Below are 26,342 nucleotides of genomic sequence, written 5' to 3' on the forward strand. Positions count from 1 at the left end.
TCACCGCCCACCGGACCATCGCCCACCGGACCATCGCCCACCACTGCAGCAGGGCATGGGCCCACCGAAGCAGGGCATGGGCGCGTGAACTGGCATCGTCGCCCCCGACCGCGGCCGGCCTACCCCGGCATGCGACATATGGCATCCGGCACACGACATCCGGCAAGCCTGGCGCGACGCCCCCCGTGGCACCAGTCGGGACCGACGGAAGCCGGCGCGATGGGAACTGCGACGAGGTGAGGAGGCGCTTGCAGACCGGTGTTGAACATGACCCCAGGCAGACGCGTCAGCCCAGCGACTCCTTGACAGGTCGCCACCACTCCAACGGCACCCCCCAGGCTGCGGCCCCTGGCAGGCGCTGCTCACCGGTGGATGGGGGCGGGGTTATTGGGACTGTCGGGACTGGCGGGTCGTGACGACGTACTCGCCGGCGTCCGTGAATCCCACCACGCTGCCGCCCTCCCTCATCAACCCGCCCAGCACGTCCCGGACCGCCAACCTCCATGCCTTGCCCGCACCAGGATCGCGCCGCCGCAGCGTCTCGATGTCGCGCGGTGTCGCCACCAACGTCACCGGCCCGTCCGCGCGGCCCCTCACCGGCTGCTCGTCATCCACGCCCAGCGCCACCGTGTACGGCGGGGGCGGCGGCTGCTCCAGGTCCTCGTCCAGCCGCCACGCCATGAGCAACCGGTCGGACTCGTCGCCCTCGTTGATGGCATCGGCCATGACCCCGTAGAAGTTCTCGGCGTACCCGGTCGGCCGCGCGCCGAGCTTCACCAGGTTGAACCGCGCGTTCCTGCGGACCAGCGGGTCGAACGTCCAGGTGATGCGGGCCAGGTCGTGCTCCAGGCACCAGGCGCGCTGGTGAAGCTTGAGCGCGTAACCGATGCCGCGCCCGATGGCGGCGCCGGTCACGTGGGAATGCAGCGCGCCCCCCGCCGCCAGGAACCCCACGGACGCGCCCACCAGCCGCTCACCCTCGTACGCCCCGGCCACGTACCCGCCGGTGTGAGCGAACCCGATCATCAGCTCGACGGACACGGGGGCGTTGGCCGGATCAGGGTGCCAGATGTCGTCGAACAGGCGGTGGACGTCCCGGAACTCAGGGATCCTGTGCAGCTCGCGGATCGTCACCCCGGTCCGCTGGGCGGCCTCCTCCGCCACTCGCCGCGCAGCCTCCACCCCGCTACCCGTCCGCCGCGCGCCCTCCGCTCTGCCGTCCGTTCGCCGCATGGTCTCCGCTCTGCTGCCCGTCCGCCGTGTGGTCTCCACACCACTCCCCGCTTGCTGCCTGCCCTGCGCCTCGCCTTCCTCCCGCCGCATGACGTCCGCGCCGCGTCCCGCCTGCCGCATGGCGTCCGGGCCGCGTCCCGCCTGCCGCATGGCGTCCGCACTGTGTCCCGCCTGCTGCGTGGCCTCAGCCTCGCCTTCGGCTTGCTGCGCGACCTCTGCCGACTCTGCCGAACCTCCCGGTCGCTGTGTGGCGTCCGCGCCGCCCGTCTCTGCCCGCTGGGTGGGCTCAGCTTCGTCTTCGGCTCGCCGCATGGCTTCCACGTGGGACTCCGCCTGCCGGGCGACCTCCGTCCTGCTCTCCGCAGGCTGCTCACTCATGGCCACACGCCTTTCCTCTCACGCTGCTCATCCCCGCTCACCCCCGCGTTTCGTCCCCCGAGTGCCCGTGGCGCGGATCCCCGGCGCTTCCGGCCTGCTGTCCTGCATGCCCGCTACCCCAGAGGGGTCAGTCTTTCCCGGCGTCTCAGCCTCTCGAGTCGGCCCGGAAAGCCCGGCGTCTCCTGCGGAGTCGGTGTGCCCGCTCGGTTGGGACGACCTGGCATCCCCCGCGACCTCGGACGCGACAACGTCCCCCAGGTTCTCCAACACGAGGACGTCCCCCACGACCTCCGACGCGAGGGCGTACCCCGCTCCGCGGCCGTCGGCCCGCCGTATCAACCGCCCTCCCGACACCCGTACGGCGGTCTCCGTCCCGTCGTTCACAGACGGCAACCCGGCGGTCGCGGCCACGCGCCCGAGCTCGTCGCACACGATCCGCACGTCCGGCCACCCGCCCGCGGGTACGGCGGCGCGCAGGTGCGCTCCCATCCGGGCCAGCGCGAACCGCGCCAGCGGCCCGTGCTCGCCGGGATCGTCCGTCACCACGACCAGGGTGATGGGCAGAGCGGCGGGCGCGGCCCGCACGACGTCCTCCACGGCCGACAGGCGCCGCAACCCGAGAAAGACCACCAGCCCGTCGCCGTAGAGGGCGAGAGGAATTCCGCGCAGCGCGTCCACCGCCGGGGGCGGGGCCCAGGGGGCGTCGAGGGAGTACGGCTTCAGGGCGAGGATGGGGAACAGCGGGACAGGGCCGGGATCGAGTCGTGCCAGCCGCTCACATGCTCGCACCACGTCCTCCCGCTCGGCGCACAGTGTCCGAGTGCGGGAGGGAAGGTCGGCGACCGGGTGGGCGGCGAGGGCAGCGCGCTGCGACGCCCCCTGGAGCAGGGTGAGCGCTGCAGTCGCCGACCGCACCAGCCGCCGTCCCGGGCTTGCGTCGAGCCGTTCCATGGCCAGCCCGAGGAGCGTCGCGTACAACGTCATGAGCTCCGCGAACGCCAGCCGGCTGCCCTCCTCGGCCTGTACCTGCGGCACCAGCTCGCGCCACACGGCCATGGCGCCCGCCGGCACGGGATCATCCAGCCAAGCCCGCGCGACCGCCCCCAGCACCCCGGCCACGTCTCCGCCGTGAGGCTCTTCACCGGGACGTGGTCCACCGCGCCCCACACCGGCTGGCGATCCGCCGCGCCCCGCACGGGTGAGCGATCCGCTGCGCCCCTCGCCGAATGTCGATGTGCCACGTTCCTCAGCGGAGAGCGTCGCGTTCGGCCCTGTGCCAGAGAGCGATTCGCCCGGTCCTGTGCCGAGGAGTGGCACGTCTGGCCCGCCAGCTGGGAGCGCGGTCTCTGCCTCTGCCCCAGCGCGTCCCGTAAGCGATATGTCGATGGGGGGCGGCGCGTCAGGACCCTCGGTGGAGGACGGGGCGCCGTCCGGCCGCTCGCCCGGAATCGGGCTGTCCGGCCGGTAGGCGTCGGCGAGGACGGAGAAGAACAAGGCTCGCTTGCCGGGGAAGTTCGAGTAGACCGCGCCCCGGGTGAGCCCCGCTCGCTCAGCTATGTCATCGATCTTGACGTCACGGAAGCCCCGCTCGGCGAACTCGTCATGCGCCGCTGCCAGGACGCGCGCCCGGTTGCGCTCCTGCGACTCCGCCCTCGTCATCCTCCCCATCCGCTCACGATATCGCCCGTATCTGCCCCCTGATCAGCCCGAACCCAGCCCCTGGACAAGCCCGTCGTTGGTCCATGGGCCAGCCCGCACCCGGCCCCTGGACAGGCCCGTCCTTGGTCCATGGGCCGGTCGGCATCCAGCTCCTGAACAGGTCCGCGCCTGGTCCACGGGCCGGCCCGCGCCTCGTCCTCAGCTCAGGCCGGCCTCGGTCCTCGAAAGCCCCGCCGCCTGTCCGCGATCAGGCGAGGAGCTCGCCGAGGAATCGGTGCAGGTTGCCGCCGATGATCTTGGCGACGTCCTTCTCCGGCAGACCGCGTCCGAGCAGGCCCTCGGTCACCATCGGGAGCCCGCTCGGCCCCTCAAGGCCGGGGACGGCCGCCATCGGGTCCACATCTCTCGGCTCGAGGTCCTCGCAGCACGGCGGGGTCAGGTCGACCATGACCTCGCGGATGAAGTCGGGCCCGAGCCCCACATGGTCGACGCCCGCCACGTTCACCACGTGTTCGATGTGGTCGAGCACGTGGTCGAGCGTCGCGGACCGGGCGTCCTCGGTGAGGAAGGGGGCGAAGAAGTTCACGCAGATGACGCCGCCGGTGGCCGCCACGCCCCGGAGCTGGTCATCGGTGAGGTTGCGGTGATGGTCGCGCAGCGCGCGGGCCGACGAGTGCGTCGCCATGACCGGCCTGGTGGCCAGCTCCAGCACGTGCGCGACCCCGGACGCGCCCAGGTGCGACACGTCGAACACCATGCCGAGCCGTTCCATCTCCTTCAGCGCGGCGACGCCGTGCGAGGTCAACCCGCTGCCGGTCGCGTCCTCGCCGCTGCCGTCGGCGAGCGGCGTGCGGCCGAAGTGGGCGATGGAGGCGATCCGCACGCCCAGCCGGTACGCGGTCGGGATCAGCTCCACGCTCGCGTCCAGCCCCGGCATGCTCTCCAGCGCCAGGACGAGGGCGATCCGGCCCGACTCCAGCGTCTCGTCGATGTCTCGTGAGGTGAGGCAGAGCGCCACCCGGTCGGCGTTGCCCTCGGCGATCACGTGCGCGCACTCGATCATGCGCAACGTCTGCCGCAGCGCCCCTTCGGGCCGGTACTGGTCGTCTATGAAGACCGGCAGCACCTGGAGCCCGACCCCGCCCTCCTGGAGCTGCGGCAGCCACTGCTCGCGGAAGAAGGCGGCCCATCGCTCGGGCGGCCGGGCGGAGACGGCCATGAGGAGGTCGTTGTGGGCGTCGGCGACGACGGAACGCTGGTGGAGGGATGCGCTGCTCATGTCCGGGACGCTACCGCCAGAGGCTTGGCGGAGGCCATGCTCGGGCGTGGGCTGTGGACAAGGCACCGCGAGGTGCGAGGGGCTGTGGACAACCGGTCGGGCGATCAATGGATGGTCGGCGGGCCACAGCCGGACGATCAGCGAAAACATCGGAGGCGGAGGCGGAGGCGGGGCTTGGCGTCTGCGACGCCGAGTCGTGCGCGAGCGGAAGACGTCCGCCGGGGCTCGCGCGTGAGGGTACGCGGCGGACGCCGCTCACACGTGACGGTACGCGGCCCGCGGTGGGCGGGACGTCAGCCTGCGGTAGAGGGTGGTCGTCCCGGGCCAGTTGTTGGTGACCCGGCCGTCGGCCGTCTTGTACCAGCTCCGGCACCCGTCCTGCCACACCATCCGCTCCATCGCGGCGCCGAGCCGCCGCGTCCACGCGGCCATCGCCTCCGGCCGCACCTCCATGGGCCCGTGCGCGGACAGGTGCGGCAGGCAGGCCATGACGTGGTTCACCTGGCATTCCAGCATGAAGACGATCGAGTTGTGGCCCAGGTTGGTGTTGGGGCCGTACAGCAGGAACAGGTTCGGGAAGCCGGGCACCGAGATCCCCAGGTACGCTTCCGCGCCGGCCCTCCACCGCTCCGCGAGGTCCAGCCCGTCGCGGCCGGTGACGCTCATCGGCGCGAGGAACTCGGTGCTCCGGAAACCGGTGGCGTAGATGATCGTGTCGGCCGGGTGGAGAGCTTCGGTCGTCTCGACGCCCTCCGGCGTGATCCGGACGATCTTCTCGGTCACGACGTCCACGTTCGGCCTGGTCAGGGCGGGATAGAAGGCGCTGTCGATGACGACGCGCTTGCAACCCGGCGGGTAGTCGGGGGTGAGCTTCGCGCGCAGACCGGGGTCCGGCACCTGGCGGTGCAGGTGTCCGAGGGCACGCCTGCGCAACAGGTCGGTGCTCCAGCCCTGCGCGAGCGCCGGGTACAGGGCCGCCTCGGCGTACCGGTAGATCCACTCGCGGTAGACGCGCTGCACGCCAGGTATGTACCGGAACGCGAGCCTCGCACGGGGGCCGAACGCGGCGTCGGGCTTGGGGATCACCCAGTTCGGGGTGCGCTGGAAGACCTCCAGACGCGCGGCGGCCCGGGCGACGTGGGGGATGAGCTGGGCGGCGGACGAGCCGTTGCCGATCATGGCCACCCGCCTGCCGGAGAGGTCGTGGCCGTGGTCCCAGCGGGCGGAGTGGAATGACGTGCCCGCGAAGTCCTGCATGCCCGGGATGTCGGGGAGGTGGGGCCGGTTGAGCTGGCCCACCGCAGCCACCACCACGTCGAACGCCTCGGTCGAGGGACCGGCGGAACCGGTCGCGCCGGTCACCTGCCAGCGGTTGCCGTCGAAGGCGGCGCTCACGACTTCAGTGTTGAACCTGATTTTCCGCCTGATGCCGTATTTATCGGCGCAATGCTGCAGATAGGCAAGGATTTCGGGTTGTCCGGGGTAGCGGCGCGTCCAGCTTCCGTAGTTCTCGAACGAGTACGAGTACAGGTGCGAAGGGATGTCGCACCCCGCGCCCGGATAGGTGTTGTCGCGCCAGGTCCCGCCGAGGTCGCCCGCCTTCTCGAACACGGTGTACGTCGTGATGCCGGCCCGTTCCAGCCGGATGGCCATGCACAGCCCGCCGAACCCCGCCCCGATGATCGCGACCCTGGGTGCCATCCATGCCTCCTCGACGGATGTCAGGACGCACTTACGGTACGCCGGGCCCGCGCCGTACGACAGCCCGGACATGCGCCGTACGACGGCTCGGACATGTGCCGTACGACGGCTCAGGCATGTGCTGTTCGCATGTGAGGGCCGCGCGCTCCCTCACATGACCGGCGCGCCGCGCAGCGGTCGCGCGGCGCCCCGCGAGGGGGTGCCGCGGCAAGGGACGGGACGCCCTCCGTTCCCGATAGTCTGCCGAGGTGGCTGCAGTGACGCTGGCAGAGGTGATCGGGGTGCTCGAGGCGGCCTACCCGCCCGCCCGGGCCGAGTCGTGGGACGCGGTGGGCCTGGTCTGCGGAGACCCCGCCCAGCCGGTGGGACGGGTGCTGTTCGCGGTCGACCCGGTCAGGGCCGTCATCGACGAGGCCGTCGAGTGGGGAGCCGACCTGATCGTCGTCCACCACCCGCTCTACCTGCGCGGCACCACCACGGTCGCCGCGGACACGCCCAAGGGCCGCATCGTCCACACCCTGATCAAGCACGACATCGCCCTCTACACCGCCCACACCAACGCCGACGTCGCCAATCCCGGCGTCTCCGACGCGCTGGCCCGCGCCGTCGGGCTGGTGGGCGACCTGGTGCCGCTCCGGCCGTTCCCGGACGACCCGTGGCGCGGCCTGGGGCGCATCGGGGAGCTGCCGGAGCCGGTGACGCTGGAGGAGTTCGCGGTCGCGGTGGCCGAGGGGCTGCCGAAGACCTCGTGGGGCATTCGTGTGGCGGGCGACCCGTCGCGCCGCGTCGCCCGCGTGGCGGTCAGCGGGGGAGCGGGCGACTCGCTGCTGGAGACGGCCCGCGCGGCGGGCGTCGACGCGTTCCTCACCGCCGATCTGCGGCACCACCCGGCCAGCGAGTTCGCCGAGGCGGGCGGGCCCGCGCTCATCGACGCCGCCCACTGGGCCACCGAGTGGCCATGGCTGGGCGGCGCCGCGTCCATCCTGCGCGGCGGTGGCGTTAACGTTGAGACGCGCGTCTCCGCCACGGTCACCGATGCTTGGACAAGAGGATATTGATCATGAAAGCAGCCCCTGACGCCCAGAAGCGACTCCTCGACCTGGCCGAGCTCGACTCCGTCGCCGACCGGCTCGCCCATCGTCGCCGCACGCTGCCCGAGCTGGCCGAGATCGACGAGCAGTCCAAGCGCTACGCCAAGCTCGCCACCGAGGTGATCGAGGCCGAGACCGAGGCCGGCGACCTCGCCCGTGAGCAGGCCAAGGCCGAGGGTGACGTCGACACCGTGCGCGCCCGCGCCGAGCGGGACCAGAAGCGGCTCGACTCCGGCGCCGTGACCTCGCCGAAGGACCTCGCGAGCCTCCAGTCCGAGATCGCCTCGCTGCACCGGCGGCAGGGCGACCTCGAAGAGGTGGTGCTGGAGATCATGGAACGGCGCGAGGCCGCCGACAGCAAGGTCGCCGACCTGCGCGGCAAGCTCGACGAGGTGGCCGCCTCCCGCAGCGCCGCCGAGGACCGCCGCGACGCCGCCCTCGTCGAGATCGACAAGGAGGCGGGCGAGACCCAGGGCCGCCGCTCCGCCGTGGCCGGCGACATCCCGGCCGACCTGCTCGGGCTCTACGAGAAGCTCCGGGAGCAGTACGGCGTCGGCGCCGCCATGCTGCGCGGCGGCCGCTGCCAGGGCTGCAAGGTCGCGTTGTCCATCGCCGAGATGAACCGCATCAAGGCCGCCCCCCACGACGACGTGGTGCGCTGCGACGAGTGCCGCCGCATCCTCGTCCGCACCGCAGAGTCGGGCCTGTGACGTCGTACGTCATCGAGGCCGACGGCGGCTCGCGCGGCAACCCGGGACCGGCCGGTTACGGCGCCGTGGTCCGCGACGCCTCCGACGGCCAGGTGCTGGCGGAGGCCGCCGAGGCCATCGGCGTCACGACCAACAACGTCGCCGAGTACCGCGGGCTGATCGCCGGCCTGCGCGCCGTCCTCGACGTGGGCGGCGAGGGGGCGTCCGTGGCGGTGCGCATGGACTCCAAGCTGGTCGTCGAGCAGATGGCCGGCCGGTGGAAGATCAAGAACGAGGGGCTGCGCCCGCTCGCCGTCGAGGCGGCCGGGCTGGCGCGGCGGCTGCGCGTGACGGAGTGGACGTGGATCCCGCGCGCCCGCAACACCCACGCCGACCGCCTGGCCAACGAGGCCATGGACGCCGCCGCCAAGGGCCTCAGCTGGACCCGCTCCACCTCCCCGGCCGACGCCTCAGACGCCTTGGACGGCACTGTCGATGTCGCGTCCGGTGGTGGCGCGGCGCGGCCCGCCGGTCGTTCCGGGGACCAGACGGACCTCCTCGACCTCGCGGCCCCCACGGCGTCCGTCGCCGCCGAGCAGCAACGCCAGGGCGGCCGGCCCGAGGGGGTGGGCACCGGATGGGCGCCGCCCACCCGGGTCGCCACGTCCCTGCTGCTCCTGCGCCACGGCGAGACCCCGCTGTCGGTCGAACGCCGCTTCTCCGGGCTCGGCGACCCCGAGCTGACCCCCCACGGCCTGGCCCAGGCCGAGGCCGCCGCCGAGCGGCTGTCCCGCCCGCCGTACCGGCTGGACGCCATCGTGTGCTCCCCGCTCGCGCGCGCCCGCCGCACCGCGCAGGCGGTCGCCGAGAAGACCGGCCTGCCGGTCGAGGTGGACGACGACCTCAGGGAGACCGACTTCGGCGCGTGGGAGGGGCACACGTTCACCGAGGTCCAGCGCCGGTGGCCGGAGGAGCTGGCCCGGTGGCTGGCCGACTCCGACGCGGCGCCGCCGGGCGGCGAGAGCTTCGCCGAGGTGGCCGAGCGCGTCCAGCGCGCCCGCGACCGGCTGCTCGAACGCTACGAGGGCCGTACGGTGCTGGTCGTCTCGCACGTGACGCCCATCAAGACTGTGCTGCGGCTCGCCCTGATGGCCCCGCCGGCGGCCCTGTACCGGATGCATCTCGACGTCGCCTGCCTGTCGCTGGTCGAGCACTACACCGACGGCGGGTGCGTGGTGAAATCGTTCAACGACACCGCGCACCTTCGATCAGTACGCTGACCGGCACCGTCACGGCCGCCTGACCGACCCCGGGACCGGCAGGGCAAGATGGAGCCGTGCCGACCTATGTTGCGTTGCTGCGCGGGATCAACCTCGGATCGCGGCGGCGGGTGTCGATGGCCGACCTGCGAGGCTGGCTGGGCGAATTGGGCTGTACCGGGGTCAGGACCTTCCTGCAGAGCGGCAACGTCGTCTTCGACAGCGACGAACCGCCCTCCACCCTGGGCCCGCTGATCGAGGCCCGGCTGGCGGAGAGCGCCGGCTTCCCGATCGCCTGCGTGCTGCGGACGGCCGGCGAACTCCGTGCTGTCGTCGAGTCCGACCCGTTCGGCGACGTGGCGATCGACGGCACGCGTTACCTCGTGTCCTTCCGCGCCGCCCCGGCGCCGCCGCCGGCCTTCGCCCGCGCCGACTTCGAGCCGGAACGCTTCCACTTCGACGAGCACGTCTCCTATTTCTGGCTGCCGGACGGCATGCGGAATTCCAGGCTGCTCGCCGCAGCCGCGAAGGCGGACGACGGCGCCGCCACGATGCGCAACTGGAACACCGTCACCCGGCTCCTCGCCATCGCCGAGACGGCCCCGACCGCCTGACCGTCCCGATCACGACCGGCCTCCCTGCTGCTTCCCGGAGGACGTCCGGCACGTGTCCTCGGCCCGAACCGGTGGAACGAACGGGAAGGCGACGTCGGCGACGTGGTCCGCCGGGCCGGCCGTGTTCCAGTTGGCACTGCGGCACGTCGTGGTCGTCGAGCCGGCCTCGCAGCGCGTCGTACACGGGCAGGATCGCGGGATGGCCGCAACGTTCCTTGGAGACCACGATGTACGCCTCGCGATGCGCCGGCTCCAGCCGCACCCCGATCCGTCCGGCCCGCGAACTGTGGTCCGGACGCGGCCGCCGAGAGGTGGATGGACAGCGTGGCCGAGGACTCGGTGATGAAGCTCGCCAGTGAGGCGGCGTCCACGAGCAGTCCTTTGGCGGCGTGGGGCCGCAGCGCCTTGACCGTCCGGGCTTCCGGGGGGCGTGACCGTCTCGAAGCCCTCGTGCGACGCCGTGGGATGCCCGGCGCTTTGGTAGGGTCACAGGCAGACGAGCCGGCCGGGCGACCGCGTCGAGCCCCCTTCGCGGGGCTCGCCGAGGAAGGTCCGGGCTCCACAGGGCAGGGTGGTCGGTAACACCGACCCGGGGCGACCCGCGGGACAGTGCCACAGAGAGCAGACCGCCTCCCGTCCGCGGGAGGTAAGGGTGAAAGGGTGGTGTAAGAGACCACCAGCGCCCACGGTGACGTGGGCGGCTCGGTAAACCCCACCCGGAGCAAGGTCAAGAAGGGACGCTCTCCGGAGCGTCCCGCGCGCGACGTTCGAGGGCTGCCCGCCCGAGCCGCGCGGGTAGACCGCTTGAGGCCGCCGGCAACGGCGGCCCTAGATGGATGGTCGCCCCTTCGGCAACGAAGGACAGAACCCGGCCTACAGGCCGGCTCGTCACTTCCACCCCTTCGACGGGTTGACGTTCGCCGCGATCAAGGTCGAGGCCTAGTAGTGGCGGAGGTCGTGGAAGCGCGTCCCCGACTCGTCCGTACACGCGAGGAGCGAAATCATCAGGGGAGGGTGACAGATGCCTGATCGGGAGATTCTGGCTGGCGGCGGCGTCAACGAGGTGGTGAGGATCGGCGCGACCGTGCAACGTCCGACCGGGCCGTGGTCACCCGTAGTCCACGGACTCCTGCGATACCTGCGAGCGCGGGGCTTCACCGCGTCGCCTGCGGTCCATGGAGTGACCGACGACGGCTTCGAGATCCTGGACTTCCTGCCGGGTGAGGTGAGTAACTACCCGGCCACCCCTGCGGCCGCCTCTTTGGAAGCGCTGGAGAGCGCCGCCGAGTTGCTGCGCTCCTACCATGACAGCACCGTGGAGTATGCCCGCGACGTGGTGGGCGGCTGGATGCTGCCCGCTCGCGTGCCCGTCGAGGTGATCTGCCACGGTGACTACGCTCCGCACAACTGCGTCCTCGACGGTGACAGGGTGGTCGGGATCATCGACTTCGACACCGCTCATCCCGGCCCCCGACTTTGGGACGTCGCCTACGCCGTCTACCGCTGGGCCCCCACCACCGCACCCGCCAACGCCGCCGGCTTCGGCACGGCAGAAGAACAAGCCCGCCGCGCGCGCCTGTTCTGTGATCGCTACGGACTCGACGCCGCCGACCTTGCCAGCCTGGTCGACACCATCATCGCCCGCCTGCGCGCTCTGGTGGACTTCATGCATGCCCAAGCCGCCGCCGGCAACGCGGCCTTCGCAGGCCACCTGGCCGACGGGCACCACCTTCAGTACCTCGCGGATGCTGCCTACCTCAACGAGCAACGGGCTGTTTTCGACCGCCAGCTCGGCCTTGGAGGAGGATGACCTCCGGGCCAGGTCGAGCGTGTCATGAAGTTCAATGAGCTCGACCGGGTCGCGGCCTACTCGGTGGCCGAAGAGGTGATCTGAGATATGCGCTGGTGAGACAGGCGCAGCGCACTACCTGCGTCGCGGGTGGTCCACCCCTGGCTGATGAGTAGGTGGGCAGCGTGGCGGACGGCGTCACGCTCGGCCTGCTCGGCGTTGGCCCGCGCGATGCGTGCGCTCACCACAGCATTCAGGGCAGCCGCGGCCTCCGAGTCGGCGGGTGCAAGGTGGACACCGAGTGTGCCGGGTTCTACCCGGAGGCAGTCGAAGACGAGCTGAGCGACATTCTTCTTGACTTCGACCCAGGTGGCGCCTTGGGCCTTTACTGGGCGCCCGTCTGGGAGCTTGGCGACGGCGGTCCACTGCTTGCCGGTACGGGTGGCGGTTGCGCTGATGATGGTGGCCTCGTCGTGAGGCCAATCGCCGGGCGGGATGAGGTCGGGCTGATCGAAGATCGCTTCAAGGTGTGGATGCATGGTTGGTTCATAGATCCCAATCCGTCGCTTGTCTAGCCGGATTGCCAAACCTCGTCTAGTTCGCTTGCCAGTCGCGACGCTGAGAGCGAGGGATGCCTCCGACTCCCGGCTGCCAGTACTCAATGCGTGGCACGCCGTCGGCCCCGGAAGGATCTAGTAGGCCGCTCTGGGTCGCGATTACATGCCTTATCGCGACCCAGAATCTTGATCAACTGAAGACGGGAGAACGCCGGTGACCGAGCTGGTGCGGGCAGAGGACGACCTGACCGCCTCGCTTCCCGTCTCCATGGAGACGGCCGACCATGAGCTGACCGAGGCGGCGCGGGCGCGGGTAGCCGGCGGGTTCGCCGCCAACACCAGCCGGGCCTACCAGCGTGACTGGGAGAGCTTCGCCGCCTGGTGTGCGGCGGAGAATCGCAGCGCGCTCCCCGCTACCCCGGAGACGGTCGCCGAGTACGTCACCCACCTGGCCGCGACCCCCATTCGCAAGGGAACCCTTCGGGCGCCCTCGACGATCGAGCGCGCCCTGGCGTGCATCCAGTCTCGGCACAAGAAGGCCGGCGTCCCTCTCAATGCGGAGTTCGCCAGACTGGCCCTCCGCGACTACCGCAAGGAGCGCAGCTCCGCCGGGCACCGCACCCGCAAGGCGCCCCCAGCCGAGCTGGCCGTGCTGCGTGCCCTGGTGGACGCCACCGACCCGGCCACCCTCGTCGGCCTGCGCGACCGCGTGGTCTTGGTGCTGGGTTTCGCTCTCATGGGCCGCCGGTCCGAGCTGGCGGCGCTCGACATCGCTGACTTAACGGTCACCGAAGACGGCCTGGAGGTGGCGATCCGCCGATCCAAGACGGATCAGGACGCGGTGGGTGAGATGGTGCCCCTTCCGTACGGCTCGCACCGGGAGACCTGCCCTGTGCGCGTCGTACGGACTTGGCTGTCCATGCTGGAGGCCCATGGGGTTGCCGATGGCCCGCTGCTGCGTGCCGTCGACCGGCACGGGCGTCTTTCTGGCACCCCTGGTGCGACCATGCGTGGGGCTGGCCGGATGTCGGGGGACGGGCTCAACCAGATCGTGCGACGTGCGGCGGAGAGGGCCGGACTCAAGGACGCCCACACCTACACTGCGCACTCGCTGCGGGCCGGAGGGGCGACGGCCGCGGCCAAGGCCGGTGCCTCGGTGTCGGCCATAGCGCGGCATGGTCGTTGGTCGGAGAAGTCCCCCGTGGTGCACGGCTACATCCGGGCGGCCGACAAGTGGCGGGACAACCCGATGCGCGGTGTAGGGCTCTAGAGGGTCCTGCCCACGCCGTATGGCTGAACCGGGAGTGAGAGTCGCTGACCGGATCATCCGCTCGGACCCGGACACAACATATCTACAACGCAAAGGCGGCCGTCCCCACACACCCTGGGGCCGGCCGCCTTCGTCACGGCCTACACGTCACGATGCGGCATCAGCCGATCGTGAAGCTCATCGCCGCCCCGTGCCGCACCAGGACGACCACGACGACCACGACGACGATGGCGCCCCAGACGAGCCGGACGACCGGCTTCGGCACGGTGACGTTGAGGGCGATGCCAAAGAGCTCCACAGTGAAGCCACCTCCTGCGGGCTGTGCCCGCATGTCGATACCAACATGTGGCCGGACCTGGGCTTTTGTCCCCCTCAACGCGGTACACTGAGGTGTCGAAACTGCTGGTAGCAGCGTTCAGGGTTAGGCCCGGCTGATACCGCCAGGGCCCCGCACCCTCCGGCAAGAGGGAGCGGGGCCCCTTCGGTTGCCCACTATTATGCCGCCCTTTGTGGAGTCCGTGAGACAATTCGGCGTCCACGCGAGCGAAAGTTTTTGCGCATGATCGCGCGCGGCGAACAGGGCGTGTACACGGCCCACGCTGCAGTGACTAACTTGACTAACTGACCGGCCAAGCTCCGGCTGCCGAGTAAGCCCGCACAGATGCGTGATGGGAATACCGGTAGGAACGGAACCTTCTCGCGGCAGTATTAAGGCCATTATCTCTATGGTTTAGATATCGGGGTCGATACTCATCCTCTTAGTATCTGCTCCCAATAATCGTGCCCTCGTTCTTATCTATCTCTTGGCTTGTCCACCCGTCTGGCGAAAGACCTCGTCGGGCGAGGGGATATGGTTTTCCACGCCACAAGCAACTGACCTCCGCCTGATGCGAGGATGAAGCCAGCGCCGTGAGGGAGAAGTCGTCTAGCAGGTGGTGTTAGCTCTGCGATCGCCCGCCAGAAGCTGCCCGCGCAGAGCTGCCAGATTCCGCCCCAGAGCGCACGACCCGACGAGCATCAGGGCGTGAACGGCGCTCACCTCGCGGGCGGAGGCCCAGATCGACGACATGGGTGTCCGGAACGGTAGGACCTCGATTGAGTAGACCCGGAAGACGCCCGGGTCCAGGTATCGCATGCCCCCGGTCCCGCACAGGTACGTCGTAGCGCCGGTCAGCCAGGCAAGATCAGCCAGCCGCTGCGACCGCTCACCTCGTGCGAGCAGATCACTGCTGTGCAGGATCCGCCCCGGCCGCCCCACCTCCTCCAGCAGCACGCGCGTGGACAGCTCCGTCACGTCCACCAGCCGGTCCGTGCTGTCGAACGCGTCAAGCACGGGTTCGAGCCGCCGCTTGAACGCCGGCCAGTAGGGGCTGTGGCGGTAGTGGTCCGCGAGAAGCTGGGCGACGCGGCGCCGGCAGCGGGCGGGATCGGCCAAGCGGGCTCCACGAATGGTGGTGGAGCGGCCGTGCGGCAGGTGGGTGGCGATCGAGAGCCACTGTGTCTGCCCGGAGCCGTCGAGCGAGGCGAGGCGCGCGCGGTGCTGGTAGTCCCTGCGGGCGAACTGCACGTCGTCCAGGACGATCCAGTAGTCGGCGGCGAACAGCTTTGCCAGGGTCGCGAGCCGAGGGAAGAGGTTGGGCTGGTGGATGGCACACACCTCGCCGTACGGCGGGTCAGGGCGTAAGAAGTCTGCTGTCGAATCCGGCGCGGAGAAGAGCCTGGTAGGCGTCATGAACCTCTCCTGGGACGGGTTGCTCGATGGCGTAGCCGAGCTTGGGGTACTCGATCACGCGCTGGAGGTCGCCGACGAGCATGTCGATGACCAACTTCGGATCGCCGATCGAGCTGACGTAGTCGTCCAGCTCCAGCGGCTCGGAGGCGCACACCACCTCGACCTCGGGCCACACCTTCCGCGCCGTGGCGTACGCCCGGCGCTCCATGTACGGCTTGGAGATCAGGAGCACCGAGCCGGGCTGGATACCCGCGTCGGCCAGCACCTGACGGGACAGTGCGATGTTCTGGCCGGTGTTGGTGGCGTTCGGCTCCAGCAGGATCGCCTCGTCGGGCACGCCGACTTCCAGCGCGTGCTCGCGGTAGTGGACGGCCTCGCCGCGGGGGAAGCGGGCCGCGGTGGTCGGGCTGGTGGCGCCGGAGAAGACGAGCAGCGGGAACCAGCCGGCGTTGTACAGCTCGGCTGCCGCACGAGCGACTCCCAGATCGTGGCTGCCCAGACCGATAGCCACATCACATCGGCGCAGGTCGTGGTGCATCTGGTGGTAGTCCCAGATGGTGCGGGCGTGCTGCCACTGCTCGTCGGTGATGACCTGCTGCTTGACGCTCACTCGGCTGCTCCCTGATCGCCTGGGCAGAGGGGGACGGATCTCCCTCTCGATGGTTCGCTGGATGCCCTCGATGCTCCGCAGTTGGTGCGCGAGCCCGTGCTGCGCGGCCTGGCGTGCGGCACGGTCGAGGATCATCAGCCCATCATCCACGGTTGCCTGGTCCGAGATCAGGATGTGTCCGTAAGCCGTCTCCAGCCGGACCCGCTGCATGGGCGCATCAGTCACGGCGGTGGAGCGGGCGAGGTCGATCAGGCGTAGCGCCTCTGAGAGGTTCCCGGCGCCGCGGTGGGCCAGGGCGAGTTTCTGGTGCGCGACGGACCAGTCCTCGGGTTCGCCGAGGCTCTCGAACTCGCGGATGGCGGTCGTCATCAGACGCGCGGCGTAGTCGTTCTTGTCGTTCTTGCTCAGTGCGGTTCCGACCCACAGCCGGGCTCGCGTCCGGTCGCGTGGCGAGAGCCGGTCGTCCACTGCCAGCGCCTCGTACTCCTTGGCGGCCTCGTCCAACTGGCCCGCCATCTCGGCGACGACCGCCAGCGATAGGTCGAGCTGTGCGATGCGGCGGGGGATGTCGAGCTGGCTGTAGATCGAGCGGGCGTTGAGGTAGGAGCGGCGGGCGGACAGGGGGCCGGCGACTGCGCCTTGGTCGCGTTGGAGGTCGCCGAGCAGCGTCGTGGATCGTGCGAACAGGTACAGGCCCTTGTCGTCCAGGGCGTGTGGGTCGTAGCGGGTGAGCCAGCGGTTCAGCAGGTCGCCGGCGTAGCTGAAGCTCTGGCGGCTGAGTGCGACCACGGTCCGGTCGAGGTCGTCGGTCCAGGTTTCGTAGTCCCAGGCCCGTGGTCCCACGCGGGTGACTCGTAGCCCCTGGTCGGCCTCTTGGCCGAGTTCGAGGAGGAGGGTCTCGAACCGCAGGTGGGCCGCCGAGTCCGCGCGAGCGAGTGCGGTGTCCAGGATGGCCTGAGTGTCCGGGCGTGGCCTGGTGACGGTGCCGAGGTGGTCCCACTTCGCCACGGTGCGGGGCGCCACGCCGAGGTGCTGGGCGAACACCCGCACGCTCATCCGCAACGCGAGACGAAGTGCATGCGCTTCGAGGCCGGTCCACTCGTGCACTGTCGTCACGTCGCCACTCCCTTCCACGGCCATGGAAGCACGCAGAGGTACCGAGGGCCCACGGAAGTGCAACGCAAGTGCGACAGCCGGTCGTATCCAGCGGGGTCCGGGCTGGCCATGCTCGAAGAGCCGGCCATCAGCCCCGGCCATGGTAAGGACGGCTACCTTGTGGACCCTCACGGAACAACACGATGTGGACGGCCCGATCGTCTACGGGTACCTGCGGCTGCACCGCTCGACACCGGAGCGCCAAGCAGCACTGACGGCGGCCCTCGCCCAGTACTGCGAGCAGCACGAATTGCAGCTCTGCGGCATCTTCACCGATCGCGGGGCTGAGTCGGCAGACGCTCCGGCGTTCGCCGGGTTGCTGGATGTCCTCCTCCTGTCCAACGTGTACGGGGTGGTCCTGCCCACCACGCACCACCTGGGCGGGAAGCACGTCGCCGCCCGCCGGCGGGAACAGCTCGACGCGATCGGGGCGCGGCTGCTCATCGCCCGGCCTGCGCTACTCCATCGTCCCTGTTCCCGAGGAGGAACCCATGCCGGTCAGTGAGGCCGAGGCCGCCGCTGAGGCGGCAGCGAGGAGGCAGGTGGCCGACTTTCAGCGTCGTGCACGCGGCATGACGTTCGACAGGGCCACCGAGGCCATGAGCGACGAGACAGCCCGGCTCCTGGCCGCGCAGTTGCAGGAGTCGTGGGCCGGTCGCTGGCAGGTGATGTGGGAGCCCTGGGGCCGCAAGTTCCGGGCGTTCCCGGCGTACGACATGGACGTCACCACCCCGGCCGAGGGCGCGACTCTCCGTGAGCTGTGGCGGGCCGTGCTCGACGTCGACCAGGCACTGCTGTTCGCCATGGCCGAGGCCATCCCTGCGCACCCGCCCACGGTCGTCTACGCCCCTCCTGACTTCGTCCAAGAGGTGCTCGGGCGTCTGTCGCCCGGGTCCCGTGCGCGGAGGGTCTGACATGGACGCCGGCATCGTGTGCGCCGCCATGTTCACCCTCGACACCCTCAGGCGGGGGCAGCGCACGCCGCCTGTCGAGGACAGCGCGGACCGCCCTCCCGTTACTGCTCACTCCACGGGGGACGGCGCGGCTAACCCGCGCAGCAGCCAACCAACAGCCACCATCGACCCGTTGCCCACCACGACCGAAGAGGGGACCTACCCGTGACCACCTACTCCGACGTACAGGACGCTGCCGCGTTGCGTGACGCCATGACCACCGCAGTAGCGGCCGAATGCGAGCGGTGGGGCTTCCCGCTGCCCGCGCCGGTCGAGGCGGCGCTCCGTGCGGTCCCTCGCCACCTTTTCGCTCCCGAGGTGCCGCTGGAGAAGGCGTACGCGCGGGACATCGTCGAGGTCAAGCGCAGCGAGCAGGGCGCGTTGATCTCCACGATGTCCGCCCCCGAGATCCAGGCCATGCAGCTCGTACAGGCCGACATCGGCCCGGGGATGCGCGTGCTGGAAGTCGGCTCAGGCGGCTACAACGCCGCCCTCATCGCGGAGATCGTGGGTCCGACCGGCCAGGTCACGACCATGGACATCGATCCCGACGTGACCAGCCGGGCTCGCCGATGCCTGGACGCCGCCGGTTATCCGCAGGTGCGGGTAGTCACGGCCGACGCCGAACACGGCTGGGAGGACGACGCCCCGTATGACCGGGTCATGGTCACCGTGGGCGCGTGGGACATCCCGCCGTCCTGGCGCGAGCAACTCGCCGAGCGCGGCAGGATCGTCGTACCGCTGAGGATGAAGGGCATCACCCGCTCCCTAGCCCTCGAACGCACGAACGACCACCTGGTCGGCTTGTCGCAGGGGGTCTGTGGATTCGTCAAGATGCAGGGCGCCGGCGCTCACGACGAAGACCTCTGGCTCGCGAACGGCGAGAGGATCGGGTTGCGATTCGATGACGCCAACCTCGCCCACCCAGACAGGCTGGACGGCGTGCTCACCGGCCCGCCCGCCGCGGCCTGGTCCGGGGTGACGGTGGCCTCCGGCGAGCCCTTCCCCGATCTGCCCCTGTGGATGGCGACAGCGCTGCCGGGCTTCTGCAACATGACCGTGAACACCCCCGAAGGCGAGGACCCCGGCATCGAGTCCGCGGAGGGAGGCCGGTGGTTCCCCTACGCGGTGGTCGAGGATGACTCGTTCGCCTACCTGTCCATCCGGCCGGCAGCCGGAGAGGGCGTCGTGGAGTTCGGCGCGCACGGCTACGGCCCCCACGGCGACGAGGTCGCCCGGTCCATCGTGGAGCAGGTTCAGGTCTGGGACCGTGACTACCGCGGCGGACCCGGCCCGCGGTTCTCGGTCTGGCGGATCGACCACCATGTCGAGGTGCCGCCTAAGAGTGTGGTCATCACCAAGCAGCACACTCAGGTCGCGATCTCCTGGCCGGATGCCGGACCCCGTGGCCAGCGAATGCAAGCTGGCCCCAGACGAGGGCACTGAGCTAGTAGTTCAGGAGCGGGCGAACTCGTTCCGGGTCCCAGTGGTGCGCGGCGGCTTCGCTACCTCGCGGTGCGCCGGGCGCTCGGCGGCGCCGGTGTCGAGTTCGCGGCACGCGCCTACGGGCCGCGCGGCCAGGAGGGCGCGGCCGCAATGGCGGCGCAAGGCAGCCGCGCAGAGCTGGCGGACGGCACCGCCGTGCTGGAGAAGACGCACGGCGTAGTCGCGATCTCCTGGCGGGCGGTGGGCCGTGCAGCGACACCGACGCCGCTGGCACGGGCCGACACCGCATGAGGGCACCTGACTGTCCTCGGACCCGCCATCGGCAAGAAGGCGGAGGCGGTCTTCTCGCTGAATCACCCACGCCGAAACGACTCAGAGAGGAGGTTTCGCCGTCGACCAGCACCACAACCCGTGACGACCACGATGGGAGTGGACATGTCCCAGACGACCCGGCCGCAGGCCGATGTCATCGACCCGAAGACGCTCATCCCGCCTGACCTGTACGGCAGGCTCGTCGCCCGCATCGTCGGCGAGCACGACCTGCCGCCCGAGCAGGCGGAGCGCATCATGAGCCAGGCGCTCGCGTTCCTGGCCGCGTGCGCGTTCAACCCCAGTCTGTCCCTGGCTCCGTCTCGGGCGGTGGACATCGGCTGGCACACGTTCCTGCTCTACACCCGCGAGTACGCCGCCTTCTGTGAGCAGGTCGCGGGCCGCTTCCTCCACCACGTGCCCGACGACGAGCGCGAGCTGGGGCACGACAGCGCCGACGCTGTGCAGCGGCTCGGCGTCACGGTGGAGGCCATGCGCGCTTCCGACCTGCCCGTGGAGGCAGACTTGTGGCTCGCCGACGGCAAGTGCAGCCAGTGCTACGCCGGCTGCGCCAGCGACCCGAGAAAGGCGTGATCGTGAGCCGAATCCCCTGGGAGCACCTCCCGGTCGCCGTGCGCGACAAGGTGCAGAACGAGGTCGGCCAGGTCGTCAAGGCCGAGACCGCCGAGGGCGGCATCATGCCGGGCATCGCCTCGCGGCTGTACCTCGATGACGGATCCAGCGTCTTCCTCAAGGCCATCGCCAAGGACGACCCGGCGGCGCGCCTGCACGAGCGGCAGGAGTGGGCCGGTCGTGTCCTGCCCAAGGCCACGCCGACCCCGCGCATGCTCTGGAGCGCGCATGCTGACGGCTGGATCGTCTTCGTCCACGAGTACGTCAACGACGGCGCCAAGCCCGCGGACCTGAGCCCGGGTTCGCCCGACGTGCCCATCGTGCTGGCGCTGCTGAGGCGCCTGACCAGCGTGCTCACGCCCTGTCCCGCGCCGGATGCCCCGCTGATCGGCGACAACCTGGCGCCGCTACGCGCCAAGGGCCAGGCCATGCTTGGCAAGCACGCCTACCGGCTGTCGGCGGCCGACCAGGTCCTGTACGAGACGGCGCTGGCCGGGTTCGATCCCGCCGCGCTGGAGGGCGACGGCCTGATCCACTACGACCTGCACAGCGACAACATCCTCATCCTGCTCGACCACGCCGTGGTGCTCGACTGGTCGTTCGCCGCGCGTGCCGCCTCGTGGGTGGACGCGGCGCTGCTCGCGCCCCGGCTGGTCGAGGCCGGCCACCAGCCCAAGCACGTCCAGTGGCTGCTGTCGGAGGTGCCCGCCTGGACGGCGGCGCCGCCCGCCGCGGTGCGGGGACTGGCCGCGATGTGGACGCTGTTCCGCGTCTACAAGGCGACCTTCGGCCCGCCCGAGGCGCGCAGGTTCCGAGCGCGGGCGGCTGAGGCGGGCCGCGCCTGGACGCGGTACTGCCTCGACGCCCGATAGCGGGCGTCGCCCTCGATGGAGTGGGTGTGGGGCGTCAGCGGCTCTGGGCACCGCCGCGCTTCACACCCTTCCGGGCGCGGTCTCAGCCTCGGCGCGTTGCTCGGACACCGGCCGGCCTGCCCGGCAGGCTGGCCTCATGAAGGAGAGCTGATGAAACTGAGTGACCTACTCGCCGGCTACCCCCACCAGGTGGTCCAGGGTGAGCCGGACAAGACGGATGTGCGAGCGGGCATCGCCTACGACTCGCGGCGGATGACCTCCGGGTCGATGTACGTGGCGATGCGGGGCCGCCACGCTGATGGGCACCAGCACGTGGCCGACGCGGTGCGCCGGGGCGCGGTCGCGGTGCTCGTCGACCAGCCGATCGAGGCGCTGCCCGAGCCGGTGTGCGTGGTGCGGGTGGCCGACACCCGCGCCGCCGTACCGCTGGTCGCCGCCCGCTACTTCGGCGAGCCGAGCCGGGAGATGGACGTCGTGGCTGTCACCGGCACCAACGGCAAGAGCTCGGTGTCGTACATGGTGGAGGCGGTGCTGCGGATCGGGGCGCGGGCCAGGGTCGGGGTGATCGGCACCGACGGGTGCCGCGTCGGCCAGGGGACGGTCGCGGTGGACCGTACGACGCCCACCACCCCCGAGGCCGTGGACCTGCAGCACATTCTGCGCACCATGCGGGATCGCGGCGCCGGGACAGTGGTGCTGGAGGCGTCCTCGATGGCGCTGGAGCTGCACCGGGTGGATCACACCGACATCGACGTCGGGGTGTTCACCAATCTGACTCCGGATCACCTGGACGACCACGGCGGTCTGGAGGCGTACAAGCGGGCCAAGCTGCTGCTGTTCCAGGGGCTGTGCGGCAAGGCGGTGGCCAACGCCGACGACCCGGTCAGCGCCGACATCGCCGCCCTCATGCCGGGTGCCACGACGACGTACGGCCTGGACGACGCGTCCGCGGACTTCCGCGCGAGCGACCTGCTCATCGAGGCGACCGGGACACGCTTCGTGCTGCACCACGCCGGTCGGACGATCCCGGCCCGGGTGCCGATCCCCGGGCGGTTCGCCGTCCACAACGCCCTGGCCACCCTGGCAGCCGGTCACCTGCTCGGCCACGACCTGGACGCCCTCGTCGCCGCGCTGGCGGAGCTGCCGCCGATGCCGGGCCGGTTCGAGACCCACCAGACGCCGGACGGGGTGACGGTGGTGGTCGACTACGCCCACAGCAGCGACTCGCTGGAGAAGGTGCTGACCACGATCCGTGGCTTCGCCGCCGGCCGGGTGATCACGGTGTTCGGCTGCGGCGGCGACCGCGACCCGAGCAAGCGCGGCCCAATGGGCGAGATCGCCGGCAAGCTGTCCGACATCGTCGTCGTCACCAGTGACAACCCGCGCACCGAGGACCCCGAGACGATCATCGACGAGATCATGCCCGGCGTGGCGGCCACCGACGCCTCGGCCGAGCGGATCACCGATCGGCGCGCGGCCATCGCCCGGGCCCTGCTGGAGGCCCGGCGCGGCGACATCGTGCTGGTGGCGGGCAAGGGCGCGGAGCCGTACCAGATCATCGGCGAGCGCAAGGTGCCGTTCGACGACATGAGCGTCGTCCGCGAGCTGGCCGGCGACTCGTCGCCGGCTCTGTAGCCCCGCCTTCTCCGGCCACCTGCTCGGCTGGCGTCCCGACCCCCTCACCACGCCCGACGCGAGTCCGCGACGCGAGAATGCCCGCCCCGTTCCGCCTCGGCGGATCGAGCTCCGGCCTGGTGGCTTCGTCGGGCCGGCGCTAGGGTGCGCCGAATGATCGAGATCCCGGAGGCGTTCGCGCGGAGCACTGTCGAGCGTGAAGGAGAGCCTGGAGCGGCGTGGCTGGCCGAACTGCCCAGGACGGTGGACGAGCTGCTGACGCGCTGGACGTGTGAGCCGGACGGCGAGGTCATGCACGGGGGCGTCGGGGTCATCGTCCCGGTGCGACGGCGGACCGGGGGAGCCGCCGTGCTCAAGGTGTCGTTTCCGCATCCCGGCAACGTCCACGAGCCGGACGCGTTCGCGGCATGGGGCGGGCGGGGAGCTGTTCTGCTGCACGAGCGCGACGACGAACGTTTCGCCATGCTGCTTGAGCGGGCCTGCACGTCGACGCTGGCGGAGGTGGACGACGGTGATGAGGTGGTCGCGATCGCGGGACGGATCAGCCGCCGGCTGGCCGTCCCCGCGCCGCGAGGGCTGCCCCGGCTGCGGGAGCAGGCCGACGCCTGGGAAGAGGAGCTGCGCAAGGACGCCGGGGAGCTGAGGCACACACTGCCGCGTCATGTCCTGGACGCTGCCGTGGCGACCATCCGCGAGCTGGGGCGCGTCCAGCCGGACATCCTCATCCACGGCGACCTGCACGCCAGGAACATCCTGCGGGCGGATCGTGAGCCCTGGCTGGCCGTCGACCCCAAGGGATATGTGGGGGACCCCGCGTACGACGGCGGCACGCTGCTCAAGTCACGCGCGCTGACGCTGCTGGAAGCGGACGACCTGCGAAAGGTCGTCCACCGCACGGTGGACATCTTCGCCGAGGCCGCGGAAGTCGATCGCGAGCGTGCCCGGCGCTGGGCCCAGTTCCATGCCGTCCAGGCCGCGTTCTGGGGCCGCCGTCACGGCTTCCGCGTCGCCCGCGGCGGAGCGCGCCTGGACTGGCTCACCGAATTCGCGGACCGCCTGGCGGAGTTGCTCGCGGAAGGCTCCTAGACAGGTATCGCTGCCATGGCGCGGCATGGAGCCAGCAGGAGGTTTGACAAAGAACGATCACCGCAACACCATTTCACTACTTATCTAGTGAAAGGGTGTTGGTCGCGTGATCGAGTTCCACCTGGACCGAAGATCCGGGGTTGCGACGTACCTTCAGCTCGTCCACCAGGTCAAGCAGGCCCTCCGTCTGGGCACGCTGCGGCCGGGCGACCGGCTGCCCACCGCGCGGGAGGTGGTCGAGGCCCTGGCGATCAACCCCAACACCGTGCTCAAGGCGTACCGCGAGCTCGAACGGGAGGGCCTGGTGGAGGGCAGGCCGGGGCTGGGCACGTTCGTCCAGCGCTCCCTCGGCGGAGTGCGGCTCGCCGACCAGGCCGCACTGCGCCGTGAGCTCGACGAGTGGGTACGGCGGGCGCGCCGGGCCGGGCTGGACCGGGACGACATGGAGACGCTGTTCTCCCTGGCGATGACCGACGCGTACCGAGGCGGAGCGGCCGGAGAGGAGACGGCGTGACGGCCGCCCTGACGGTCACCGGGCTGAGCGTCCGCCACCGGCGGGGTTGGGCGCTGCGCGACTGCTCCCTGTCCGTGCCGGCCGGCCGGGTCGCCGCGCTCGTCGGCCCCAACGGCGCCGGCAAGACCACGTTGCTCCACACCGTGACCGGCCTGCTCACGCCGCACGGCGGCACGGTCACGGTCGCCGGCGACGTGGCGTTCATGGCCCAGGACAAGCCCCTGTACGACACGTTCACGATCGCCGAGACGCTCACGTTCGGCCGCCGCCTGAACCCCCGCTGGGACGGCGCGTACGCGGCGGGACGTCTCGCCGAGCTCGGCATCGAGCCCGAGCGGAAGATCAAGGAGCTGTCGGGCGGGCAGCAGGCGCAGGTGGCGCTCACACTGGCGCTGGCCAGGCGTCCCGGCCTGCTCGTGCTGGACGAACCGCTCGCCAACCTCGACCCGCTGGCCCGCCACGACGTCATGCGCGCGCTCATGGGCGAGGTGGCCGAGCGGGGGACCACGGTCCTCATCTCGTCTCACGTCGTCGCCGACCTCCACGACACCTGCGACTGGCTCGTCGTGCTGAACGGCGGCCGGGTCCAGGTCAGCGGCGACATCGACGACCTGCTGGCCGGCCACCTGATGCTGTCGGGACCGGACGAGCTCCGCCCCCCGGCCGGGGCCCAGGTGATCGAGGAGAGCCGTACCGGCCGCCAGGTGAGGCTGCTGGTGCGCGGCGCGCAGGTGCTCGACCCGCGCTGGAACGTCCGGCAGGCCGACCTCGACGAGCTGGTCCTGGCCTACCTGCGCAGCCCGGAGGCGTCCGCGCTGCCTCGGCTCTCGGAGGTGGGCGCGTGATCTGGCTGACGTGGCGCCAGCACCGCGCGCAGATCCTCGTCACCGGCGGGCTGCTGGCCGCGCTGGGCCTGCTCCTGCTCGGCTCCGCGGTCGAGGCCCGCCTGTACGTGGCCGGCCACGCGCCGCCCGGCTGCCCCGGCCGCGCCGCGGCCTGCTGGGATCTGGCCCTGGCACTGAGCGAGCGGTACGACGCCGTCTACACCCTCTTCGGCTGGATGCCGCTGATGGCCCCGGCGCTGGTCGGCGTCTTCTGGGGCGCCCCGCTGCTGGGACGCGAGTACGAGCGCGGCACGCAGAAGCTGGCCTGGACCCAGGCGGTGTCGGTGCGCCGCTGGATGCTGGTCAAGCTCGGGGTGCTCGGCGGGCTGGTGTCCGCCGGAGGGCTCCTGCTGTCGGCGATGGTCGCCCTCTGGCGGCCGGTGCTCCAGCGGGAGGACTGGTTCGGCAACATCGGCGTGTTCAACATGGTGGGTGTGGCTCCGGCGGCGTGGTGGCTGTACGCCTTCGCGATGGGCGTCGCGGGCGGTGCGCTGTTCCGGCGTACGCTGCCGGCCATGGCGCTGGTCGTGGCGGGGATCGCGCTGACGATGCCGGGCCTGTTCAGGCTCAGCGAGCACTACGCCGAGCCCGTGCGCACCGTGCAGTCCGGCAGCACCGTCCTGAACGCCGACGACGCCCGCGTGGTGGGATGGGCCTGGATCGCCCCCTCGGGGACGGAGCTGCCGTCGCCGCCCACGGGCGTGTGCGCGCACCGTCCCGACACGGGGCGGAGCGGCCGCAACCAGGAGGCGTACGAACGGTGCCTGTTCGGCAAGGGGTACCGGTACGCGATCTACCATCATCCGGCGACGCGGTTCTGGAGGTTTCAGTGGACGGAGGCCGCCATCCTGGCCGTGGGCTCGGTGGCCTTCGCGGGGACGGCCGTTCGCCGCACGTTGCGCCGCCGGGTGTGAGGGACTCGCGCACGTTCACGTACGGGCACCCGCCAATTGGCGGGCAACGTCCGCCATGTAGCGCTCGATTCGCGCGCACG

Annotated in this window: 25 protein-coding genes, 1 other RNA gene and 1 pseudogene; 18 read left to right on the top strand and 9 right to left on the bottom strand. The window is 70.8% G+C overall.

All coding sequences use genetic code 11. The features are described from left to right. Positions 1 to 384: 384 nt before the first annotated feature. From HTZ77_RS05255 to HTZ77_RS05275, 5 genes and pseudogenes are all read right to left on the bottom strand, one after another. Positions 385 to 1,164 carry a GNAT family N-acetyltransferase gene (locus tag HTZ77_RS05255; RefSeq protein WP_175588274.1) on the bottom strand — a complete coding sequence of 260 codons (780 nt, stop codon included), beginning with the start codon at positions 1,162 to 1,164 and terminating at the stop codon, positions 385 to 387. 474 nt (positions 1,165 to 1,638) lie between these two features. Further along, complete coding sequence (locus tag HTZ77_RS05260) at positions 1,639 to 2,730, bottom strand: TetR/AcrR family transcriptional regulator (RefSeq protein ID WP_175587990.1); 1,092 nt, start codon at positions 2,728 to 2,730, stop codon at positions 1,639 to 1,641. 347 nt (positions 2,731 to 3,077) lie between these two features. Then, a pseudogene (locus tag HTZ77_RS05265) lies at positions 3,078 to 3,279 on the bottom strand (TetR family transcriptional regulator); the annotation flags it as partial. 238 nt (positions 3,280 to 3,517) lie between these two features. Next, positions 3,518 to 4,549: a dipeptidase gene (locus HTZ77_RS05270; RefSeq protein WP_175588275.1), complete on the bottom strand. Its 1,032-nt coding sequence runs from the start codon at positions 4,547 to 4,549 to the stop codon at positions 3,518 to 3,520. Positions 4,550 to 4,804: 255 nt separating this feature from the next. Beyond that, positions 4,805 to 6,250, bottom strand: a complete 1,446-nt coding sequence (locus HTZ77_RS05275) for a flavin-containing monooxygenase (protein ID WP_175588276.1) — start codon at positions 6,248 to 6,250, stop codon at positions 4,805 to 4,807. A gap of 257 nt (positions 6,251 to 6,507) precedes the next feature. Here HTZ77_RS05275 and HTZ77_RS05280 point away from each other — a divergent pair, with 257 nt between their 5' ends. The 6 genes from HTZ77_RS05280 to HTZ77_RS05305 all read left to right on the top strand — a co-directional run bounded on the left by HTZ77_RS05280 (position 6,508) and on the right by HTZ77_RS05305 (position 11,713). Further along, positions 6,508 to 7,308, top strand: a complete 801-nt coding sequence (locus HTZ77_RS05280; protein WP_175588277.1) for a Nif3-like dinuclear metal center hexameric protein — start codon at positions 6,508 to 6,510, stop codon at positions 7,306 to 7,308. 2 nt (positions 7,309 to 7,310) lie between these two features. Continuing rightward, positions 7,311 to 8,051: a zinc ribbon domain-containing protein gene (locus tag HTZ77_RS05285; protein WP_175588278.1), complete on the top strand. Its 741-nt coding sequence runs from the start codon at positions 7,311 to 7,313 to the stop codon at positions 8,049 to 8,051. Then, positions 8,048 to 9,310, top strand: a complete 1,263-nt coding sequence (locus HTZ77_RS05290; protein ID WP_175588279.1) for a bifunctional RNase H/acid phosphatase — start codon at positions 8,048 to 8,050, stop codon at positions 9,308 to 9,310. The genes HTZ77_RS05285 and HTZ77_RS05290 overlap by 4 nt, the downstream gene beginning before the upstream one ends. A gap of 56 nt (positions 9,311 to 9,366) precedes the next feature. Beyond that, a complete protein-coding gene (locus tag HTZ77_RS05295; RefSeq protein ID WP_175588280.1) occupies positions 9,367 to 9,903 on the top strand; it encodes a DUF1697 domain-containing protein in 537 nt (178 codons plus the stop codon). 497 nt (positions 9,904 to 10,400) lie between these two features. Further along, an RNA gene (rnpB, locus tag HTZ77_RS05300) (RNase P RNA component class A) lies at positions 10,401 to 10,795 on the top strand. Between the two features lie 129 nt (positions 10,796 to 10,924). Next, positions 10,925 to 11,713: an aminoglycoside phosphotransferase family protein gene (locus HTZ77_RS05305; RefSeq protein ID WP_175588281.1), complete on the top strand. Its 789-nt coding sequence runs from the start codon at positions 10,925 to 10,927 to the stop codon at positions 11,711 to 11,713. 56 nt (positions 11,714 to 11,769) lie between these two features. Here the strand turns inward: HTZ77_RS05305 and HTZ77_RS05310 are convergent, their stop codons facing one another. Then, entirely contained in the window at positions 11,770 to 12,231 is a 462-nt protein-coding gene (locus HTZ77_RS05310) for a hypothetical protein (protein ID WP_175588282.1), read from the bottom strand. A 232-nt stretch (positions 12,232 to 12,463) separates the two neighbouring features. Here HTZ77_RS05310 and HTZ77_RS05315 point away from each other — a divergent pair, with 232 nt between their 5' ends. Then, entirely contained in the window at positions 12,464 to 13,519 is a 1,056-nt protein-coding gene (locus HTZ77_RS05315; RefSeq protein WP_328808423.1) for a tyrosine-type recombinase/integrase, read from the top strand. Between the two features lie 160 nt (positions 13,520 to 13,679). On the opposite strand, the gene HTZ77_RS05320 is transcribed toward HTZ77_RS05315, so the two are convergent. The 3 genes from HTZ77_RS05320 to HTZ77_RS48025 all read right to left on the bottom strand — a co-directional run bounded on the left by HTZ77_RS05320 (position 13,680) and on the right by HTZ77_RS48025 (position 16,977). After that, on the bottom strand, positions 13,680 to 13,817 hold the full coding sequence (locus HTZ77_RS05320; RefSeq protein WP_175588283.1) for a hypothetical protein: 138 nt from the start codon (positions 13,815 to 13,817) through the stop codon (positions 13,680 to 13,682). Positions 13,818 to 14,444: 627 nt separating this feature from the next. After that, the gene (locus HTZ77_RS05325; protein ID WP_175588284.1) at positions 14,445 to 15,251 is read right to left on the bottom strand and encodes a WbqC family protein; all 807 of its coding nucleotides are present in this window, start codon (positions 15,249 to 15,251) and stop codon (positions 14,445 to 14,447) included. Next, positions 15,193 to 16,977: a YdcF family protein gene (locus HTZ77_RS48025; protein ID WP_328808424.1), complete on the bottom strand. Its 1,785-nt coding sequence runs from the start codon at positions 16,975 to 16,977 to the stop codon at positions 15,193 to 15,195. The genes HTZ77_RS05325 and HTZ77_RS48025 overlap by 59 nt, the downstream gene beginning before the upstream one ends. A 157-nt stretch (positions 16,978 to 17,134) precedes the next feature. Here HTZ77_RS48025 and HTZ77_RS05335 point away from each other — a divergent pair, with 157 nt between their 5' ends. The 11 genes from HTZ77_RS05335 (at position 17,135) to HTZ77_RS05385 (ending at position 26,262) form a co-directional block, all read left to right on the top strand. Further along, complete coding sequence (locus HTZ77_RS05335) at positions 17,135 to 17,521, top strand: hypothetical protein (RefSeq protein WP_175588285.1); 387 nt, start codon at positions 17,135 to 17,137, stop codon at positions 17,519 to 17,521. Next, positions 17,508 to 17,930, top strand: coding sequence for a hypothetical protein (locus HTZ77_RS05340; protein ID WP_175588286.1), 423 nt, complete (start codon positions 17,508 to 17,510; stop codon positions 17,928 to 17,930). Before HTZ77_RS05335 ends, HTZ77_RS05340 begins: the two co-directional genes overlap by 14 nt. Before the next feature lie 204 nt (positions 17,931 to 18,134). Then, a complete protein-coding gene (gene fxlM / locus HTZ77_RS05345; protein WP_328808425.1) occupies positions 18,135 to 19,415 on the top strand; it encodes a methyltransferase, FxLD system in 1,281 nt (426 codons plus the stop codon). Between the two features lie 69 nt (positions 19,416 to 19,484). Beyond that, positions 19,485 to 19,706 (top strand): hypothetical protein, encoded by a 222-nt coding sequence (locus HTZ77_RS05350; protein WP_175588288.1) that lies wholly within the window; start codon positions 19,485 to 19,487, stop codon positions 19,704 to 19,706. Between the two features lie 144 nt (positions 19,707 to 19,850). Then, entirely contained in the window at positions 19,851 to 20,318 is a 468-nt protein-coding gene (locus HTZ77_RS05355) for a glycine-rich domain-containing protein (RefSeq protein WP_175588289.1), read from the top strand. A 2-nt stretch (positions 20,319 to 20,320) separates the two neighbouring features. Beyond that, on the top strand, positions 20,321 to 21,229 hold the full coding sequence (locus tag HTZ77_RS05360; protein WP_175588290.1) for a phosphotransferase: 909 nt from the start codon (positions 20,321 to 20,323) through the stop codon (positions 21,227 to 21,229). A 150-nt stretch (positions 21,230 to 21,379) separates the two neighbouring features. After that, complete coding sequence (locus HTZ77_RS05365) at positions 21,380 to 22,864, top strand: UDP-N-acetylmuramoyl-L-alanyl-D-glutamate--2,6-diaminopimelate ligase (protein ID WP_175588291.1); 1,485 nt, start codon at positions 21,380 to 21,382, stop codon at positions 22,862 to 22,864. Positions 22,865 to 23,017: 153 nt separating this feature from the next. Further along, positions 23,018 to 23,950: an aminoglycoside phosphotransferase family protein gene (locus HTZ77_RS05370; protein ID WP_175588292.1), complete on the top strand. Its 933-nt coding sequence runs from the start codon at positions 23,018 to 23,020 to the stop codon at positions 23,948 to 23,950. A 106-nt stretch (positions 23,951 to 24,056) separates the two neighbouring features. Beyond that, the gene (locus HTZ77_RS05375) at positions 24,057 to 24,464 is read left to right on the top strand and encodes a GntR family transcriptional regulator (protein WP_175588293.1); all 408 of its coding nucleotides are present in this window, start codon (positions 24,057 to 24,059) and stop codon (positions 24,462 to 24,464) included. Continuing rightward, positions 24,461 to 25,309 (top strand): ABC transporter ATP-binding protein, encoded by an 849-nt coding sequence (locus tag HTZ77_RS05380; RefSeq protein ID WP_175588294.1) that lies wholly within the window; start codon positions 24,461 to 24,463, stop codon positions 25,307 to 25,309. The genes HTZ77_RS05375 and HTZ77_RS05380 overlap by 4 nt, the downstream gene beginning before the upstream one ends. Then, positions 25,306 to 26,262, top strand: coding sequence for an ABC transporter permease (locus HTZ77_RS05385; protein WP_175588295.1), 957 nt, complete (start codon positions 25,306 to 25,308; stop codon positions 26,260 to 26,262). The genes HTZ77_RS05380 and HTZ77_RS05385 overlap by 4 nt, the downstream gene beginning before the upstream one ends. Positions 26,263 to 26,342 lie beyond the last annotated feature (80 nt).

Origin of the sequence: Nonomuraea montanisoli, assembly GCF_013363975.1 — a bacterium.
Classification (GTDB): domain Bacteria; phylum Actinomycetota; class Actinomycetes; order Streptosporangiales; family Streptosporangiaceae; genus Nonomuraea; species Nonomuraea montanisoli.

What these genes read in the sequence shown, in the direction of transcription:
- HTZ77_RS05270 (WP_175588275.1), bottom strand. Translation starts at nt 4,549, where the DNA reads ATGAGCAGCGCATCCCTCCACCAGCGTTCCGTCGTCGCCGACGCCCAC.
- HTZ77_RS05275 (WP_175588276.1), bottom strand. Translation starts at nt 6,250, where the DNA reads ATGGCACCCAGGGTCGCGATCATCGGGGCGGGGTTCGGCGGGCTGTGC.
- HTZ77_RS05285 (WP_175588278.1), top strand. Translation starts at nt 7,311, where the DNA reads ATGAAAGCAGCCCCTGACGCCCAGAAGCGACTCCTCGACCTGGCCGAG.
- HTZ77_RS05305 (WP_175588281.1), top strand. Translation starts at nt 10,925, where the DNA reads ATGCCTGATCGGGAGATTCTGGCTGGCGGCGGCGTCAACGAGGTGGTG.
- HTZ77_RS05310 (WP_175588282.1), bottom strand. Translation starts at nt 12,231, where the DNA reads ATGCATCCACACCTTGAAGCGATCTTCGATCAGCCCGACCTCATCCCG.
- HTZ77_RS05325 (WP_175588284.1), bottom strand. Translation starts at nt 15,251, where the DNA reads ATGACGCCTACCAGGCTCTTCTCCGCGCCGGATTCGACAGCAGACTTC.
- HTZ77_RS05340 (WP_175588286.1), top strand. Translation starts at nt 17,508, where the DNA reads ATGCCGGTCAGTGAGGCCGAGGCCGCCGCTGAGGCGGCAGCGAGGAGG.
- HTZ77_RS05355 (WP_175588289.1), top strand. Translation starts at nt 19,851, where the DNA reads ATGTCCCAGACGACCCGGCCGCAGGCCGATGTCATCGACCCGAAGACG.
- HTZ77_RS05365 (WP_175588291.1), top strand. Translation starts at nt 21,380, where the DNA reads ATGAAACTGAGTGACCTACTCGCCGGCTACCCCCACCAGGTGGTCCAG.
- HTZ77_RS05370 (WP_175588292.1), top strand. Translation starts at nt 23,018, where the DNA reads ATGATCGAGATCCCGGAGGCGTTCGCGCGGAGCACTGTCGAGCGTGAA.